Below are 17,093 nucleotides of genomic sequence, written 5' to 3'. Positions count from 1 at the left end.
CTGGCTCCTTTGCTTGGTGACGTCGGTGGTGTTCGGTCGCGGTTGCAGTTGCGGTCGCGGTCGGAGGGGTTACTTGACGCCCTTGATCATCATGATGAACACGCAGCCGAGCAGCGCGAACACGATGGAGATCGGGAAGGCGGCGGCGTAGCCGAGGGTGATGGTGATGACGGACATGAGCACCGGGCCGAGCATCTGGCCGAGCGTGGTGGCGAGGTTGAGGACGCCGAGGTCCTTGCCGGCCTCCTCCTTGTTGGGCAGCACGTCCACGTTGAGGGCCTGGTCGACGGAGGAGTAGACGCCGTAGCCGAGGCCGGCGATGCCCGCGTAGAGGAACATGCCCATGGTGGTCGGCATGATCCACGGCATGGCCATGCCGATGGCGAACAGCACGGAGGCGGCGACGACGGGCAGCTTGCGGCGGCCGATGACGTCGGAGATCGGGTCGGCGACCACGGAGCCGCCAAGGGAGACGATCATGGTGATGAGGGACATGGTGGCCATGGCGGCGCCGGCGGCCTTGTCGTCCAGGCCGATGTACTTCTGGAAGATGAGCAGCTGGTAGACGGTGATCATCTGGTAGCTCAGCAGCATGCACAGACGGCCGGCGAACGCCTTGTAGAAGTCGTGGGCGGTGGAGAACTTCGGCGGGATGAAGCTCTTGAGCACGTCGGTGGCCTTGCCCTCGTCCTTGGGCAGGAAGTCGGCGGAGGATTCCTTCGGCACGATGATCACGGCGACGACGCCGCCGAGGAACATGAGGACGCCGGCGAGGATGAAGCCCGGGAACGGGTTGAGGATGAACGCGGAGCCGATGAGGGTGCCGATCGGGGCGCCGCAGGTCTGGCCGGCGCCGAAGAAGGCGGACATGGTGCCGCGCACGTTCATCGGGATGCGGTCGGAGATCATGGCGACCAGCGGGGCGATCATGGCGTTGAGGCCGAACATGCACAGGCAGTAGATGACGGTGATGGCCGCGGCGTTGGTCACCATGCCGGTGAGGAACAGGGTCGCGCCGCCGAGGATGGCGCCGAGCACGATGAACGGGGTGCGGCGGCCCCACTTGGAGCGGGAGCGGTCGGACAGGGTACCGAACAGCAGGTTGGAGACCAGCGAGGCGACGGCGGTGCAGGCGTTGATCACGCCGGTCAGGCCCTCGACGTCCGGGCCGAAGATGGACTGCAGGTGCTTGGTGAGCAGCACGGCGGACACGATGGCCAGGCCGCTCATCCACAGCAGGCCGAAGACCAGGAATCCGGCGCCGAAGCGGAACAGCGTGGTCTTGCTCATCGTTTTTCCGGTCTCCGGCGACAGGGCAGGGTTCCTGTCGGCCGCGGCGATGTTCGCGTTGTAGGCCGCCAGACGCTCGTCGGCGGGGATTGCGGTTGAAGCACTCATCCTTGGACCTCTGTTTCTTGCTTCCGTTGTCTGCGTTGACTTTTATCTAACATAAATTAGATATGCCGTGAGCATAGCAAGACGGGAAATCTTCTGTCAAGTGTTTATCTAACGTCCATTAGGTAGTGAAATCCGCAGTATTTCCGCGAAGCAAACGTTGTCAGAACACATTTTCGGCGTGTCGCGCCACAACGTTATCTATCGATTCACAATAAGCGCCGGACCGGCCATGCACGCGGGAACGGGCGCCCCGCGGACGAGCCGATCGCCCCATCCGGACCATCCGGGCCATCCGGGAAGAACCCGGGGACGGAGGGGAACGGGGGGACGAAGGGAACGGAGGGAACGGAAGAACGGAGAAGGCCGTGCTCCTCCCGCCGACTGAGCCAAGGGAGGAACCTCCAGGGACGGGGGAACGGAGCATACGGGCTCATGAGCGATAAATGCAATTCGGGGAAGACCTCCGGGGACGGGAAACGGAGGCTGCGCCGCCTCACAATGACCCAACCCGAGCAAAGGAACCATGAAGGCGGTCTTGACGGCGGAATCCGGCGCACAGGACCCGGCCCCACATGAAGGGAACATGCCGCGGTAGGCACGACCCCGTCGAGAATCACACGCCCCCGTCGAGAATCGTGTCGCCCCGGACTGTGCAGGGAAAACACACTCCGGTCGGTCGCGCCTCATACGGCGCGGTCATGCCGCTTTACCGATAGTTGTCCCACACCGGCGAGGGGAAGATCATCGCCTCGAACGCCAGCCATTCGTCGTACAGGTCGACCGGAGGGTTGCGCATCCAGCGCAGCTGGACGCCGTCCATGGCCTCGATGCATCGGCGCACCACCGGTCGCATCGCATCCTCCCAGGACCCCAGTTCGGGCGGGATGGCCCATGGATACTTCGAATAGTGCTCCCACACCGCTTCGGGACGGTTCGCGAAGTACTCGCGCAACGGGTGGTCCGGGCCGAACGCCTCGGATTCCAGAATCATGTACAGGCGCACGAGCTCGCGGCGTTGCGCGTTGTAGCGCACCAGGTACCGCAGGTAGGCGGGGAACAGCAGCCTCTCGGGGTCGCTGCCGGGAAGCCCCGAGCGCATGAAGTCGTCCGGGGTGCCGTACACGTCGTAGTTGTCGGTGATGAGCATCGACAACAGGCCCTCCTTGTTGCCGATGTAGTGCAGCAGGCCGGGCTGGCTCATGCCCACCTCGTCGGCCACGTCCTTGAGCGAGGTGCCGTAGTAGCCCTTCTCCCCCACCAGACGGACCGCCGCCGCCGCGATCTCCGCACGCCTCTCCTCGGGACTCTTGCGCACCCTCTTCTGCCTCACCGTAGCCATGCACGCCAGTATATCGAATATCCGCTCGATACCGGCCCACCATCTACGACCGGGTCGGATGACCGGATCATCCGTGCCTCGGCCGTTATCGACCATCACCGGACGCCCAGCCCCTCCCCGGACACATCGGGCATCGGGCATCAGGCATCAGGCATCAGGCATCAGGCATCAGGCATCAGGCATCAGGCATCAGGCATCAGGCATCAGGCATCACGATATCAGCCACCATCGCGACCGGAATGCACACATGCGGCGTCATCTCCGTATACGTTCACTCCGCCCCCGACCCGAAACCGGAGGTTTCGTACTCACCGTGCCGTCCTTGCATACGAAATCCCCGGTCGGACGACCGGCAACCGGAGTTTCCGTAACCGACGGACCGTCCCCGCGTACGGAAACTCCGGCCGGACGTCATAGCGCCGGAAGGAACGTACACAAGCGCCGTCGCCGTGTACGTTCCTCCCGGCTTCCCGTCCCGCAACCGGGGATTCCGTATGCGAGGACCGGCCGGGTGCGCCTGACCCGCCACCGCTGCGGTGCGGGGCGGGTCTGAGGGTGAGGGACGGCGAGGCCGTCACTTCACCTTGCGGATGAGCATGATGACCACGGCGCCGACGAGCACGCAGGCGATGGCGATCGGGAAGATCAGCGCGTAGCTGTTCGTCGCCACGACGATGCCGCCGACGAGCACGGGGGCGAGCACCTGGCCGACCGTGTTGGCGAGATTGAGGATGCCGAGGTCCTTGCCGGCCTCCTCCTGGCTGGGCAGCACGTCCACGTTGAGCGCCTGGTCCACGGCGATGTAGATGCCGTAGCCGGTGCCGGCGACGCCCGCGTAGAGCATCATGCCCAGCGCGGTGGGCATGGCGATCGGGATGGCGATGCCGGCGGCGATGATCACCGAACCGACTGCGACGATGATCTTGCGGCGCCGCAGGCGGTCGGAGATCGGGCCGGAGACCACGGAGGTGACGATGAGCACGATCATCGAGATCACCGACATCGTGGAGATCACCGTGCCGGAGTCGTCGACGGAGAGCCCCACGTACTTCTGCAGGATGTACAGCTGGTAGGTGGCGACCATCGACCAGCCGACCATGAGCAGCAGGCGGCCGACGAGCGCGAGGTAGAAGTCACGGCAGTTGCGCGTCGGCGGGATGAACGAGCGGGCGATGTCGCCAGCGGTGCGGCGTTCGACGGTCACGTCCACGCCCTTCGACGAGCGCTCGCGCGGCCAGATGAGCACCGCGACGATGCCGGTGACGGCGAACAGCACGGCGCCGGTGAGGAAGCCCGCGCCCATGTGCTTGATGAACTGCGCGCCCAGGAACGTGCCGGCGGACTGGCCGACGATCTGCGCGCCGCCGTAGAAGGCGGAGAACGTGCCGCGCGTGCTTTCGGGGATGCGGTCGGAAAGCACGGCGACGGCGGGCGCGATCATCATGTTCACGCCGATCTGCACGACGCACCATCCGCCCACGATGCCGGCGAGCGCGACGCTGTTGGCGGCGAACAGGTAGCCTGCGGCGGTGACGAGGCCGCCGAGCACGACCCACGGGGTGCGCTTGCCGAAGCGGGAGCGCGTCATGTCGCTCAGCGCGCCGAAGATGATGTTGGCGGCGAGCGCGAACACGCAGCCGACGGAGTTCATCGTGCCGAGGATCACCTCGGGCACGCCGATGCCGAGTTCGGTGAACCGCTGCGGCAGGAGCACCTGCGAGCCGGAGGTGCCGGCGGTCATCCAGATCAGCGAGAACAGCGCGAAGCCGATGCCGAAGCGCCATTTCTCGGCCGTCGTGAGCGGGCGGCCGCTGTCCGGGGCGATGTCGGACGGCACGTTGGCGGCGGTCTCTTCCTTGAGTGCCATGATGTGTATTCCCTTTCGTGTGTATGCGGTATGCGCGGGACCGCCGCCCGTCCGGTGTCGTGCGGACGGGCGGGCGACCCCTGTGTGCGGGCGGTCTCGCCGATCGGGTCGCGGCTCAGCGGGCGAGGCGCAGGCGGTGGACGCCGGCGGCGAGCTCCTCGGTCTCGTGGCCGGGCACGTCCACGACGGCGGTGGCGCCGACCGGCACGGTGACGGTCAGGTCGACGGCCGCCGGGTCGTCGTCGGCCAGGGCCCACGAGACGGCCGCGGTGCCGTACGGCGTCAGGTGGGAGGTGGAGGCGTGGGTGAGGCCCCCGCCGACGACGGGCGCGACGCGGAAGCGCTTCCAGCCGGGTTCGATGGCTTCGAGGCCGCCGATGTGCGCGTGCATCCATTCGGCCACCGAGCCGAGCGCGTAGTGGTTGAACGAGGTCATGCCGCCGGGGTTGAGCGAACGGTCGGGGCGCATCGAGTCCCAACGCTCCCACGTGGTGGTGGCGCCCATCGTGACCTGGTAGAGCCAGCTGGGGCATTCGGTGGAGGTGAGCAGCGCGTACGCCTCCTCGTTGTGGCCGGTCATGGTCAGGGCGGGCAGCACGAACGGGGTGCCGGCGAAGCCGGTGCTCACCTTGCCGCCCGATTCGCGTACGAGGCAGGCGAGGCGGTTGCCGGCCTTGACCTTGCGCACCGGTTCGCCGTCGAGCAGGCCGAAGGCGATGGCGAGCGCGTAGGCGCACTGGGTGTCGGAGGTCATCGTGCCGTCGAGGTGGGTGAAGCGGGCGAGGAAGCCGGCGGTCACCTTGTCGCGCAGGGCGGCGAAGCGGCGCGCGTCCTCCTCGTGTCCGAGGATTTCGGCGATGCGCGTGGCCTGTGCGCAGGAGCGGGCGTAGAAGGCGGTGGCGACGAGCTCCTTCTCGGTCATGGCCTGGGTGGGGTCTTCGGGCGGGGCGGTGGGGTCGAGCCAGTCGCCGAGCTGGCCGAGCGGGTAGTCGGGCCTGCGGTCCCACACGCCGTCCCCGGAGAGGTATCCGGCGACCTCGTCGATCCAGTCGCGGCTCAGCTCCCAGGCGTCGGCGAGCACCTGCGGGTCGCCGGATTCCATGTAGAGGGTCCACGGCACCTCGACGGCGGAGTCGCCCCAGGTGGAGATGGCCTGCGGGTGGGCCCAGACGCCGAGCGGGACGAACGGCACGTAGAACGGCACGGTGCCCCACTTGACCTGGTCGGCGCGCACGTCCTTGAGCCAGTTGGACAGGAACCCGTGCACGTCGTACAGGTAGGCGGCGGTGGGGGCGAACAGGCAGATGTCGCCGGTCCAGCCCATGCGTTCGTCGCGCTGCGGGCAGTCGGTGGGGATGGACACGAAGTTGGAGCGCATCGACCAGACGGCGTTGGCGTGCAGTCGGTCGAGCAGCGGGTCGGAGGTCTCGAGGTCGCCGGCGCGCGTCATGACGGAGTGGTAGACGCGGCAGTCCATGTCGTCGGCGGCGAGTTCGCCGGCGAAGCCTTCGATCTGCGCGTAGCGGAAGCCGTGCATCGCGAAGCGGGGCTCCCACCAGGCGTCGGCGCCGTCGGAGGTGTACACGTCGCACTGCTGGCCGCGGCGCAGGGTGCGCGTGGCGATGGTCCCGTCGGGTTCGAGGACCTCGACGTGGCGCAGCGTGACGCTCTGGCCGGCGGCGAGGCCGCGCATGTTCAGGCGGATGCGCTGCGTGCAGTTCTGGCCGAAGTCGACGAGCCAGACGCCGCGGCCGTCGTCGGTCGAGCCGATGCGTTCGATGGAGACGGGATCGTGGCGTTCGTGCGCGCGCACGGGCGAGGCGGACGGGTTCTCGATGCGTGCGGGATCGTAGAAGACCTCGGCGACGGGCTTCCAGTCGGAATCGTCGAATCCGGGTTCGGACCAGCCGGGCTTCTCGAGGCGGGCGTCGTAGCGTTCGCCCTCGCACAGGTCGGAGCAGACGATCGGGCCGGGCGCGGTTTTCCAGCGGCGGTCCCAGGAGTTGGAGTAGACGGCGTCGGTGGTGCCGTCGGCGTATTCGACCTCGAGCTGGGCGAACACGCCGAGGCGGTCGCCGTAGTAGTTCGCGTAGCCGCCGTCGAAGCCGAGGCGCCCGCGGTACCAGCCGTCGCCGAGCCAGAAGCCCATCGCGTTCGCGCCTGCCTTGAGGGCGTCGGTCACGTCGTAGGTCCACATCTCGACGCGGTTGTCGTAGTTGGTCCAGCCGGGCGTGAGCGCGTCATGGCCGACCTTGCGGCCGTTGATCTCCGCTTCGACCAGGCCGAGCGCGGTCAGGTAGAGGCGGGCGCGCACGGGGGCCGCCTTGAGTTCGACCTCGGTGCGCACGAGCGGCAGGTGGCGGTGGTCGCTTTCCGCCTCAGGCCAGGAGGGGCCGACGAAGTCGGCGACGTGGTCGTGTTCGTCGAACAGGCCGGCCTCGAAGCGGAGGGTGGCGCTGGGGGCGCCGAGCGGCTGATGCGAGGCGGAGACGACCTGCACGGTGGCGGCCGCCTCCTCGCGCGAGACGAGCGGTTCGAACTGCCAGGGCACGAGCACGTTGCCGTCGACGGGCAGGTAGGTGTGCTGTTCGCGGGGCGCGGAGCCGGGCGTGCGGCGGGTGAGCGTGAGCAGGATCTGCGCGTCGGCGGGGACCTCGCGCGCATAGGTCCAGTTGAGGCGCGGGCGGGCGGCGGGGATGCCGAGGGCGTCGCCGGGGTAATGCTCGACGGTGAAGGCGGCGATGTCGAGGCCGTCGGTGGCGGTGGCGGGCACGATCCGCGGTTCGGATGCGTGGCGCGTGGTGTCGTTGGTGGTGCCGGTCATGATGGGAGGACTCCTTTGTCGGTGGGTTCGGATGTACGTGTGGGATGCGCGCGGGGCGGACGCATGTCGCGCCGGCGCCCGATGCCGGTCGGATGCGGGACCGGCTCCCCTCCTGTTCGCGGAGGGGAGCCGTGGCGGGTCAGGCGGCGGCCTGCGCGGCCTTGGCGAGCTGGCGTTCCTCGTCGGTGCCGTACTTCTTCTGGGCGCGGATCATGATCGTGCCGGCGATGCCTTCGATCACCACGATGCCGGCGAAGCACCACATGGTGGTCTGGATGGTCTCGGGCAGCACGAGCGCCGGGGTGATGAGGGCGAACAGGCCGCAGCACAGGCGGGAGAAGCCGTTGATGAAGCCCTGCACGGAGGCGCGGATCTCGATCGGGAAGGATTCCTGCGTCCACACCTTGTACATGGCCTCGCCGGCGAGCGGGGAGCCGAGGTTCATGAACGCGGTGGCGCCGACGATGACCCACAGGTTCGCGCCGCCGAGCGCCATGGCCACCATGGCGATGATGCTGATGACGATGCCGGCGAAGAACGCCTTGTTGCGGTACTTGCCGCCGGCGATGGAGGCGAAGATGATGTTGAGGACGAGGGTGACGAGGTTGAGGATGATGCCCAGGCCGGTGGCGAGCGACTGGGTGGCGCCGGCCTTGGAGAACATGTAGGTCTGGAACTGTCCCCACGTGTTGGCCAGCAGGTTCCAGCCGCAGTAGAAGACCACGATGGCGAGGAAGTAGGTGAGCAGGATCTTCCTGTCGGCGCCGAACAGCACCTTGGTCACGGACACCTTGCCCGCGTCGGCGACGCCGGCGGGACGGGCGGCGTCGCGGGCGTCGGCCTCCTCGTGGAAGCGGCGGAAGGTCGGGGAGGCAACGCGCCACAGCCAGGCGACGACGGCGAACACGGCGAGGATGGCGAAGACCACGCGGCCGCCGGTGGCGCCGGACATCGTGGAGACGAGGAACGCGCAGATGAAGGAGATGAACACGCCGACCTGCCAGAACACCTGCGTGGTGGAGACGAGGCGCGCGGCGGTGGCGTCGTCGGGGGCGTCGTGGGAGACGACGGTCATCGAGACCGGCAGGTCGGCGCCGGAGGCGAGGCCGGCGATGATCAGGCCGGCGAGCAGCATGGCGAAGTCGCCGGCGAAGATGCAGATCGCGGCGCCGATGGCGTAGAACAGGTTGATCCAGTTGAAGAACAGGACGCGGCCGATGCGATCGGCGATGCGGCCGCCGAACAGGGAGCCGAAGGCGATGGCGAAGGTCAGGATGCCGGAGAGCAGGCCGACCTGCGTGGCGTCGAGGCCGAGGCCGTCCTGCCACACGACGATGGTGGCCGACAGGCCGACGATGATGCCGGAGCCGAGCATCGAGCCGATGCCGGCGGCGAAGGCGAGCGGCATGTACTTGCCGAGGCCGTTGCCCTGCTTCGTTGAAGCGTTCATGAGTTCTTCCTTACTGCTGAATCCATTCCCATCGCCTTCGCCCGGGGTGCAGGCGAGGCCCTTTCACTTGTTTCAAGTATTTCAATACGATTTCAACCTCTCAGATGGTTCAACGAATCGTCATCAATACTTGAATTATCGCGATTTCTCCGCAGACCCGCCGCATCGCCGGCCGACAATCCTCGGTGATTTCGTTGAGTTGAATATACCATTTCAAATTGAATATTTCAATTTCTATTGAAAAACAGCGGCGTTTTTCATTGAAGATTTCGTTCGCCATGTCGTACAGTGGAGATGAGAACAGGCGGGGTTCCAATGATGTGAGCCCTCACGGACCATGAAGGAGGCATCATGCCAGCACGCAGGAAGGTCGGCGTGTCGGATGTCGCGAAACGGGCGGGCGTCTCCATCGGCACCGTCTCCAACTACCTCAACTACCCCGAACGCGTCTCGGACACCCTGAAGGCCAAGATCGGCGCCGCCATCGCCGAGCTCGGCTACGTGCCCCGCCGTTCCGCGCCCGCGCCGGAACCGTCCGCCAAGGGCACGCCGGTCATCGGCTACGTGATGACCGACATCGAGCATTCGCTGTTCACCTCGATCTTCGAAGGCGTGCAGGAGGTGTGCGAGGAGAACGGCATGCAGGTGATCGCCCTGAACGCCTCGTCCGACCTCGAACGCCAGCACGCGTTGGTCGGGATCCTCATCGACATGAAGGTGGCCGGCATCCTGCTGAGCACCGTGCAGGATTCCGCGCAGGACGTGGCTGCCGCGCGCGCGGCGGGCATCCCCGTCATCGTCATCGACCATTCGCACCCGCACGGATGCGAGCCGGCGTGCGCGATCCTCGAGAACAACCTGTCCGTGGGCCGCGTCGCCGCCGAGGAGCTCATCCGCACCGGATGCCGCCGCGTCGCGTTCGCGGCGCACTCGTTCGACTACGAGCAGATCCAGGACCGCCAGCTCGGCGTGCAGAAGGCGGTGATGGCAGCGGGCGGCGACGCGACGTTCACGCTCATCGATTCGGGCGGCCTTCTGATCGAGGACGGCTACCAGCTGGGACTCACGCTGTCCGGGAACCCGGACGCCGCGCCCGACGGCATCGTCGCCGCCTCGGACGCCGTCGCCGTGGGCCTCATCATCGGGTTGGAGGAACGCGGCGCGCTGCGCGTGCCGGACGACGTGTCCGTCATCGGTTCGGAGGGCGTGGCCCTGCCGACCGTCAGCCCGACGCCGTTGACCGTGATGCAGGCGCCGGGCGTGGACATGGGGCGCAAGGCGATGATGCAGATGCTCGACTACATGGAGGACCCCGCCACCCACGTGCACGGCACCATGCTGCTCGAGCCGACGCTCGTCAGGCGCGCCTCCACGCGCAGGGCCCCCGGCGACGATACGACGGACTGACCCGGATACGGGCCCGGATACGGCAAGGGGCGGGATGCCCGTGGCCATCGCCACCGGCATCCCGCCCCGAATTCATGCGCGGCGCGTGGGGACGCGGCTCAGCGCTGGAAGACGTCCGGGTGCCTCGGGTCTCCGGGGACGTCCTCGAGCAGGCCCTCGAGGCCGAGGAACTCGCGCCAGAAGTCGAGCGGCTGGCCGTACGGGTTGGACTCGCGGCCATGTGCCTGGATGTTCGCCTTCGCCTCGAACACGTCCTCCTCGGTGAGCCCGTCGAAGTAGCTTTCCAGGCGGATGCGGTTGGACGGCACGTAGTACAGGGAGGCGATGATCTCCGTGAGGCGTTCGGCGCGCTCGATCGGCAGCGAATCCCAGTGGCGGAACTCGATGAAGTTCTTGAGGCGCACGTCGTTGAAGTGCGTGGAGATGATGTGGTTGATCTCGTACGCGTTGAGCTCGCGGTCCGGGTACACGTCGCCCGCGTTCTCGCGGAAGGCGGCGCGGTGCAGCTCCTTGCGGCTCAGACCGGATTCGACCGCCTCGGGCGTGTGCGTGAGGTCGGCGAACATGAGCGGCGTGGACAGCACGTCCACCGCGTAGTCCTCCCAGGTGAAGCGGCGGTCGTACAGGCCGGGGATCACGTTGGTGCGCTGGAAGTCGAGGTAGTCCCACATGCGCTGGCGCAGCAGCGGGTACGGGTTGACGCGCCCCTCGAAGTACGGGGTGTTGCGGAAGAACCAGGCGAGGATCGGGCCGATGGCGGTGCCGACGCGCATCTTGTCGATGGCGTCCTGCTCGTCAACGAAGTCGATGCTCACCTGCGTGGAGGCGGAGCAGCGCATCATGCACGGGCCGAACTGGCCGACGCGGCCGAGGTAGTCGGTCATCGCGTCGTAGCGGTCCTTCGGGTTGACCGGCACGTCCGCGAAGCTCGACTTCGGCTGGTAGCCGTAGTTGACGAGGCGGAAGCCCAGCTCCTCGAGGATCGGGTCGGCCTCGCGGCGGAACTGGCCGTACAGCTGGTTGAGGTCGGCCGGCTCGTTGAGGATGCCGATCGAGGTCTCGACCTGGCCGCCCGGTTCGAGCGAGACGGCGACGCCCTTGCGGGCGAGGCCCACCAGGTGCCCGTTCTCCCAGTACTCCTTGCTTTCGTCGTAGTACGGGGCGAGACGCTTGAGCAGCGCCTCGATGCCGTTCGGCTCGTAGTAGCTCACGGCGGTGTCGTCGGAGTCGTGCACCGGCAGGTGCTCGATCTCGACGCCGAAGCCGCCGGTGCCACGCTTGGAGCATCCGGCCTCGAAGAACTTCAGGAGGCTCTCGACATGCTTCGGGTTCGGCTTGGCGAGCAGATGCGCATAGCTGATTCTGGGAGTGACCATAAGCGGTATCGTATGCGAGCCGGCCTACACGCCCCGCCGCCCGCCCGCCAATCGGCTATATGAAAAACCGATAGCGGGCGCCTTTTTCGGTTCACGATTCCCAAGGGAAGGAAAACCGTGAACCGCGGAAACCGGCCCGGGCCGCCCGACGGCGCCCGGAACGATCCTCAGTCGGCGGTGACGAAGCCCTGCGGCTCGTCGTCGCCGAACTTCGCCTTGTGGGCCTTCTTGGCGGCGGCGATCATGAGCTTGATGCGGTTGAGCTGGTTCGCTTCGGAGGCGCCCGGATCGTAGTCGATGGAGACGATGTTGGCCTCCGGGTGCAGACGGCGGATCTTGCCGAACATGCCGCGGCCGGTCACGTGGTTCGGCAGGCAGGCGAACGGCTGCGCGCAAATCACGTTCGGGCATCCCTGCTCGATGAGCTCCAGGATCTCGGCGGTGAGCAGCCAGCCTTCGCCGGCCTGCACGCCGATCGACGTGACCTCGGCGGCCTTCTGCACGAGCTCGGGCATCGGGTCGTCCTGCTTGAACTTGCCGTGCGAGCTGGCGATCGCCGCCTTGATGGGCGCGTTGTAGCGGTCGAGGCCCCAGCGCATGAGCGCGTACAGGGTCTTGTTGCCGCCGGTGCCGAGATGCTTCTCGTTCCAGTCGGTGATGTAGGGCCTCGTCGTCATGAACTCCATGATGCCGGGCACCACGGCCTCGCAGTCCTGCGATTCGATGACGTCGACCACGTGGTTGTTCGCGTCCGGCTGGTACTTGACGAGGATCTCGCCGACCACGCCGACGCGCACCTTGCGCGGCTCGTCCTTCAGCGGCAGCGCGTCGAAGGACTTCACGATCTCCTTGGCAAGGCGGCCGTACGGCAGGTAGCCCTTTTTCAGCCACGGGGTCTTCGCGGCCGTCTTCGAGAAGCCGTGGTGCTCGATCGTCTCGCGCACGATCGTGTCCCACTGCTCGTAGAGGCGGTTCGCCGACCCCTTCTCCACCTCGTACGGGCGTACGCGGTACAGGCACTTCATGAGCAGGTCGCCCAGGATCAGGGCCTTGACGGCGCGGTGCAGCAGCGCCGGCGTCGCCTTGAAGCCCGGGTTGTCCTCCAGCCCCTGCGTCGAGATCGCGATGACCGGGATCTGCGGGTAGCCGGCGTCGACCAGCGCCTTGCGAATCAGGCCGAAGTAGTTGGTCGCGCGGCACATGCCGCCGGTCTGCGTGATCGCGAGCGCCACGTGGTCCGGATCGTATTTGCCTTCGATGATTGCGTCGATGAGCTGGCCGATGACCATGATCGCCGGGTAGCAGGCGTCGTTGTTCACGTATTTGAGGCCGGTCTCCACGTCGCCGCGGGAGGCGTGCTTCAGGATGTCGAACTTGTAGCCGCCGGAGCGGATGACCGCCTCGACGAGGGACATGTGGATCGGGCTCATCTGCGGGGCGACGATCGTGTAGTCCTTCTTCATGTCCTTGACGAACTTCTCGCGTTTCGCGTAGCGGGACATGGTGGCGTTGTTGTGCCCGGACTTCCTCGCGGCCTTGCCGTCCGCGCCGGCGACGTCGTCCGCCGTGGTGCCGTCGCCGAGCGCGGCGAGACGCGCGTGCTCGACGTCCCGCTTCGCGGCGAGCTTGGACGCCTTGCGCATCGCCTCGGTGAGCTTCGGGTTGGCGGCCATCGTCGTGTCGAGCAGGATCTGGCGGCCCGGGGTGGGCGCCTTGGATCCGGTCCTGCGGAATCCGGTGGATTTCGGCGCGTCCGCCGGGACGTCGCCGGTGGCGGCACCGGCGTCCGCGCCGGTCGCCTTGACCTTCGCCTCGGCGGCGTCGACGGCGGCCTGGGCCTTGGCGAGCGCGTCCTTCGCGGCCGCGAGATCGGCCTCGGCCCGCTCCTGGGCCTTGCGTGCGGTCTCGAGCGCGGCGGACCGCTTCGCGATCGCGGCGTCGTCCAACGGACGGTCGTGCTTGTCGACGGCGCCGGCCGCGGCGAGGCGGCGCTTGTTCGCCTCACGCTCCTCGACGGCGGCCTTGAGCGAGCGCAGGCGGATCTTCGCGGCGCCCAGGTTGGAGACCTCGTCGATCTTGAGCAGCGTGTACACGTCGGCCTTGTCGGCGAGGATCTCGGCGACCTGGTCGGTGGTGATGGCGTCGAGGCCGCAGCCGAAGGAGTTGAGCTGGACGAGTTCGAGGCCCGGGTAGGAGGCGACGAAGTGGGCGGCCGCGTACAGGCGGGAATGGTAGGCCCACTGGTTGGTGACGCGCAACGGCATGCGTGCGACGGTGAGCTTGCGGTCGCCGACGTGGCGGAACCCGTTCGCGTTCTTCTTCCTCGGGTCCTCTTCGCCCTTGGAAAGGAATTCGGTGAGGTTGAGCTTCTCCCCCGGCTGCAGTTCGCAGATCGAATCCTCGGAGAGCACGACCATGCCGAGCGAGCAGATCGTCTCGGGGATGCCGTGGTTGATCTCCGGGTCGATGTGGTAGGGGCGTCCGGCGAGCACGATGCCGCGGCAGTCGTGCTCCTTCATGTACGCCAGGGCCTTGAGTCCCTCCTGCTGCACGTCGTGCTTGAAGACCTTGTCCTCCGCGTAGGCGGCCTTGACGGCGGTCTCGGCCTCCTCACGCGTCACGTTCGCCCACGCGAACTCCTCGACGATGCGGTCGACCATGAGCTCGTGGTTGGCGAGGTTGAAGTACGGGTGCATGTAGCGGATGCCGTCACCGCGCAGTTCGGGCATGTTCGCGCCGACGACGAGCGGGTAGTTGGCGACGACCGGACAGTTGTAGTGGTTGTCCGTGTTGGGCACGAGGTTGTCCTCGTAGCTCACGCACGGGTAGAAGATCGTCTTGACGCCCTTGTTGAGCAGCCACTTGATGTGGCCGTGCACGAGCTTGGCCGGGTAGCAGATGTTCTCGGAGGCGATCGATTCGATGCCGGTCTCGAACAGTTCGTGGGAGCTGCGGCCGGAGATCATCACCTTGAAGCCGAGCGAGGTGAGCAGCGTGAACCAGAACGGATAGTTCTCGTACATGTTGAGCGCGCGCGGGATGCCGATCTCGCCGCGCGTGGCCTTCTTGTCGGTGAGGCGCCGGTAGGCGAAGCAGCGCTTGTACTTGTAGTCGTACAGGTTCGGGCGGTCGGAGCGCTTCTTCTTCGCGTCGCCGCCGCGCTCGCAGCGGTTGCCGGTCACGAAGCGCGAGCCGTCGGAGAACGTGGTGATGGTGAGCTTGCAGTGGTTCTGGCACAGCTTGCACACGTCGCGTTCTGTGGTCATCGACATGTCGTCGAGCGCGGCGCCGGTGAGGATGGACGATGCGGTGTGGCGCACGCCGTCGACGACGACCTCGCCTTCGTGCGCGGCGGCGTTCGGGGTGTCGCCGGCGGCGGACTCCTCGGCAGCGGCGGCGTCGCCGTCCGCGCCGACGAGACCGTGGTCGTCGTCGGCGATGTCCTCGTAGTGCATGCGGGCGGTGAGGGCCGCGCCGAACGCGCCCATGAGGCCGGCGATGTTCGGGCGCGTCACCTCGCGCTCGGTGAGCAGTTCGAACGCGCGCAGCACGGCGTCGTTGAGGAACGTGCCGCCCTGCACGACGACGGTGTCGCCGAGTTCGCCGGAGTCGCGCAGCTTGATGACCTTGTACAGGGCGTTGCGCACGACCGAATAGCACAGGCCGGCGGCGATGTCCTCGATGGACGCGCCCTCCTTCTGCGCCTGCTTGACGGACGAGTTCATGAACACGGTGCAACGCGAGCCGAGGTCCACCGGGTGCGTGGAGGCGAGGGCCTTGGCCGTGAACTCCTGGATGGTCAGGCCCATCGACATGGCGAAGGTCTGCAGGAACGAGCCGCAGCCGGACGAGCAGGCCTCGTTGACGGCGATCGAGTCGATGACGCCGTCGGTGATGGCCAGGTACTTCATGTCCTGGCCGCCGATGTCGATGACGGCGGTGACGCCGGGGCTGACCATCTCGGCGCCGCGGTAGTGGGCCATCGTCTCGACGACGCCCTCGTCGAGGTGCAGGCCGGTGGTGATGAGGCCCTCGCCGTAGCCGGTGGCGCAGGAGCGGGCGATCCACGCCTCGGGCGGCAGTTCGGACTGGATCTTCCTGACGATGTTGATGGCGGCCGTCAGCGGGCTGCCCTCGTTGTTCGCATAGCTCGACCACACGATCTCGCGGTCGTCGTTGACGAGCGTCGCCTTGATGGTGGTGGAGCCCGCGTCGATGCCGAGGAAGTGGGGGCCGTGCGCGCCTTCGAGCGTGCCGATGTGCACGTGCTCGCGGTGATGGCGTTCGTTGAACGCCTCGCGGTCCGCCTCGGTGGGGAACAGCGGCGGCATGGTGGGCGTGTTGCTGGGCAGGTTCTTGAGCTCGTCGAGGCGCTCCAGAATCTCGTCGCAGGTGTGCGCCTCGAAATGGTGGCCTTCGTCGTCGACGTCCATGTCCGCCTGGAGCGCGGAGCCGTAGGCGACATACAGGTGGGCGTCGGTGGGGACGATGAACTCGTCGACCTTGCCGTCGAGCGCGCGCTGGAATGCGGCGCGTAGTTCGGACATGAAGAACAGCGGGCCGCCGAGGAAGATGACGGTGCCGTGGATCGGGCGGCCGGAGGCCAGGCCGGCGATGGTCTGCGTGGCCACGGCGGTGAAGATGGAGGCCGCGAGGTCGGGCTTGGCGGCGCCGTCGTTGATGAGCGGCTGCAGATCGGTCTTGGCGAACACGCCGCAGCGCGAGGCGATCGGGTACAGGTTCTCGTAGCTTTTCGCCATCTCGTTGAGGCCGGCCGCGTCGGTGTCGAGCAGGGTGGCCATCTGGTCGATGAACGCGCCGGTGCCGCCCGCGCACGAACCGTTCATGCGCTGTTCGGGCGTGGGCTTCAGGTACGTGATCTTGGCGTCCTCGCCGCCGAGCTCGATGATGACGTCCGCCTGCGGGTATTCCTTGTCGATCGCCTCGGTTTCGGCGATGACCTCCTGGACGAACGGCACGTGCAGGTTGTCCGCGAGCGCCAAGCCGCCGGAGCCGGTGATGGCGAGGCGGATCGGCTCGTCGCCGCGGCCGAGTTTCTCGAGCTCCTTGTGGATGTCGACGAGCAGGCCCGCCACGGTGGCGCGCACGTTGGCGTGGTGGCGGCGGTAGTCGGAGAACAGGGTGTCCTTGAGGGAGTCGGATTGGTCGAGCACGACCGCCTTGACGGTGGTCGATCCGATGTCCAATCCCACACGCAACGGCTTCGCGGGCTGCGGCGCGGCGGGCGCCTGCGGCCCCGTCACGTGTTCGTTCGCGTTCGATGCGGTATCAACCATGCTTTCCTCTTACGTTCCGATTTCCGGTTGTCGCGCCTCCCCCAAGGCACCATGCACCGTCCGCTGGACGGCTGGCAGGTGCACTGCGGACGGCTTCGCCCGGCTTCTTCTTCGCCTTAGGATAGTCCGACCACC

General features: G+C 67.1%; 9 protein-coding genes. 1 reads left to right on the top strand and 8 read right to left on the bottom strand.

Annotation, left to right across the window (positions count from 1 at the left end; genetic code table 11):
• Window positions 1–69 precede the first annotated feature (69 nt).
• The 6 genes from GFD21_RS08970 to GFD21_RS08945 form a co-directional block, all read right to left on the bottom strand.
• Window positions 70–1,398 carry an MFS transporter gene (locus tag GFD21_RS08970; protein WP_163197631.1) on the bottom strand — a complete coding sequence of 443 codons (1,329 nt, stop codon included), beginning with the start codon at window positions 1,396–1,398 and terminating at the stop codon, window positions 70–72.
• Between the two features lie 706 nt (window positions 1,399–2,104).
• The gene (locus GFD21_RS08965; protein ID WP_163197630.1) at window positions 2,105–2,737 is read right to left on the bottom strand and encodes a TetR/AcrR family transcriptional regulator; all 633 of its coding nucleotides are present in this window, start codon (window positions 2,735–2,737) and stop codon (window positions 2,105–2,107) included.
• A 574-nt stretch (window positions 2,738–3,311) separates the two neighbouring features.
• Window positions 3,312–4,604 carry an MFS transporter gene (locus GFD21_RS08960; RefSeq protein WP_163197629.1) on the bottom strand — a complete coding sequence of 431 codons (1,293 nt, stop codon included), beginning with the start codon at window positions 4,602–4,604 and terminating at the stop codon, window positions 3,312–3,314.
• 115 nt (window positions 4,605–4,719) lie between these two features.
• Window positions 4,720–7,428, bottom strand: coding sequence for an alpha-L-rhamnosidase (locus tag GFD21_RS08955; RefSeq protein WP_163197628.1), 2,709 nt, complete (start codon window positions 7,426–7,428; stop codon window positions 4,720–4,722).
• Window positions 7,429–7,567: 139 nt separating this feature from the next.
• Window positions 7,568–8,878 carry an MFS transporter gene (locus tag GFD21_RS08950; RefSeq protein ID WP_163197627.1) on the bottom strand — a complete coding sequence of 437 codons (1,311 nt, stop codon included), beginning with the start codon at window positions 8,876–8,878 and terminating at the stop codon, window positions 7,568–7,570.
• A gap of 109 nt (window positions 8,879–8,987) precedes the next feature.
• On the bottom strand, window positions 8,988–9,158 hold the full coding sequence (locus tag GFD21_RS08945; RefSeq protein WP_163197626.1) for a hypothetical protein: 171 nt from the start codon (window positions 9,156–9,158) through the stop codon (window positions 8,988–8,990).
• A 71-nt stretch (window positions 9,159–9,229) separates the two neighbouring features.
• Here GFD21_RS08945 and GFD21_RS08940 point away from each other — a divergent pair, with 71 nt between their 5' ends.
• Window positions 9,230–10,285, top strand: coding sequence for a LacI family DNA-binding transcriptional regulator (locus GFD21_RS08940; RefSeq protein WP_163197625.1), 1,056 nt, complete (start codon window positions 9,230–9,232; stop codon window positions 10,283–10,285).
• A 98-nt stretch (window positions 10,286–10,383) separates the two neighbouring features.
• Here GFD21_RS08940 and GFD21_RS08935 read toward each other — a convergent pair whose 3' ends face one another.
• Window positions 10,384–11,661, bottom strand: a complete 1,278-nt coding sequence (locus GFD21_RS08935) for a glutamate-cysteine ligase family protein (RefSeq protein ID WP_163197624.1) — start codon at window positions 11,659–11,661, stop codon at window positions 10,384–10,386.
• A 167-nt stretch (window positions 11,662–11,828) separates the two neighbouring features.
• On the bottom strand, window positions 11,829–16,958 hold the full coding sequence (locus GFD21_RS08930; protein ID WP_225431762.1) for an acyl-CoA dehydratase activase-related protein: 5,130 nt from the start codon (window positions 16,956–16,958) through the stop codon (window positions 11,829–11,831).
• Between the last annotated feature and the right edge of the window lie 135 nt (window positions 16,959–17,093).

It is taken from the genome of Bifidobacterium platyrrhinorum, assembly GCF_010667645.1.
Lineage (GTDB): Bacteria > Actinomycetota > Actinomycetes > Actinomycetales > Bifidobacteriaceae > Bifidobacterium > Bifidobacterium platyrrhinorum.
This window is presented reverse-complemented; position numbering and strand designations above follow the sequence as displayed.

Coding starts and splice junctions, on each gene's coding strand:
- GFD21_RS08970 (WP_163197631.1), bottom strand. CDS start 1,398: ATGAGTGCTTCAACCGCAATCCCCGCCGACGAGCGTCTGGCGGCCTAC.
- GFD21_RS08965 (WP_163197630.1), bottom strand. CDS start 2,737: ATGGCTACGGTGAGGCAGAAGAGGGTGCGCAAGAGTCCCGAGGAGAGG.
- GFD21_RS08960 (WP_163197629.1), bottom strand. CDS start 4,604: ATGGCACTCAAGGAAGAGACCGCCGCCAACGTGCCGTCCGACATCGCC.
- GFD21_RS08955 (WP_163197628.1), bottom strand. CDS start 7,428: ATGACCGGCACCACCAACGACACCACGCGCCACGCATCCGAACCGCGG.
- GFD21_RS08950 (WP_163197627.1), bottom strand. CDS start 8,878: ATGAACGCTTCAACGAAGCAGGGCAACGGCCTCGGCAAGTACATGCCG.
- GFD21_RS08945 (WP_163197626.1), bottom strand. CDS start 9,158: ATGGCGAACGAAATCTTCAATGAAAAACGCCGCTGTTTTTCAATAGAA.
- GFD21_RS08940 (WP_163197625.1), top strand. CDS start 9,230: ATGCCAGCACGCAGGAAGGTCGGCGTGTCGGATGTCGCGAAACGGGCG.
- GFD21_RS08935 (WP_163197624.1), bottom strand. CDS start 11,661: ATGGTCACTCCCAGAATCAGCTATGCGCATCTGCTCGCCAAGCCGAAC.
- GFD21_RS08930 (WP_225431762.1), bottom strand. CDS start 16,958: ATGGTTGATACCGCATCGAACGCGAACGAACACGTGACGGGGCCGCAG.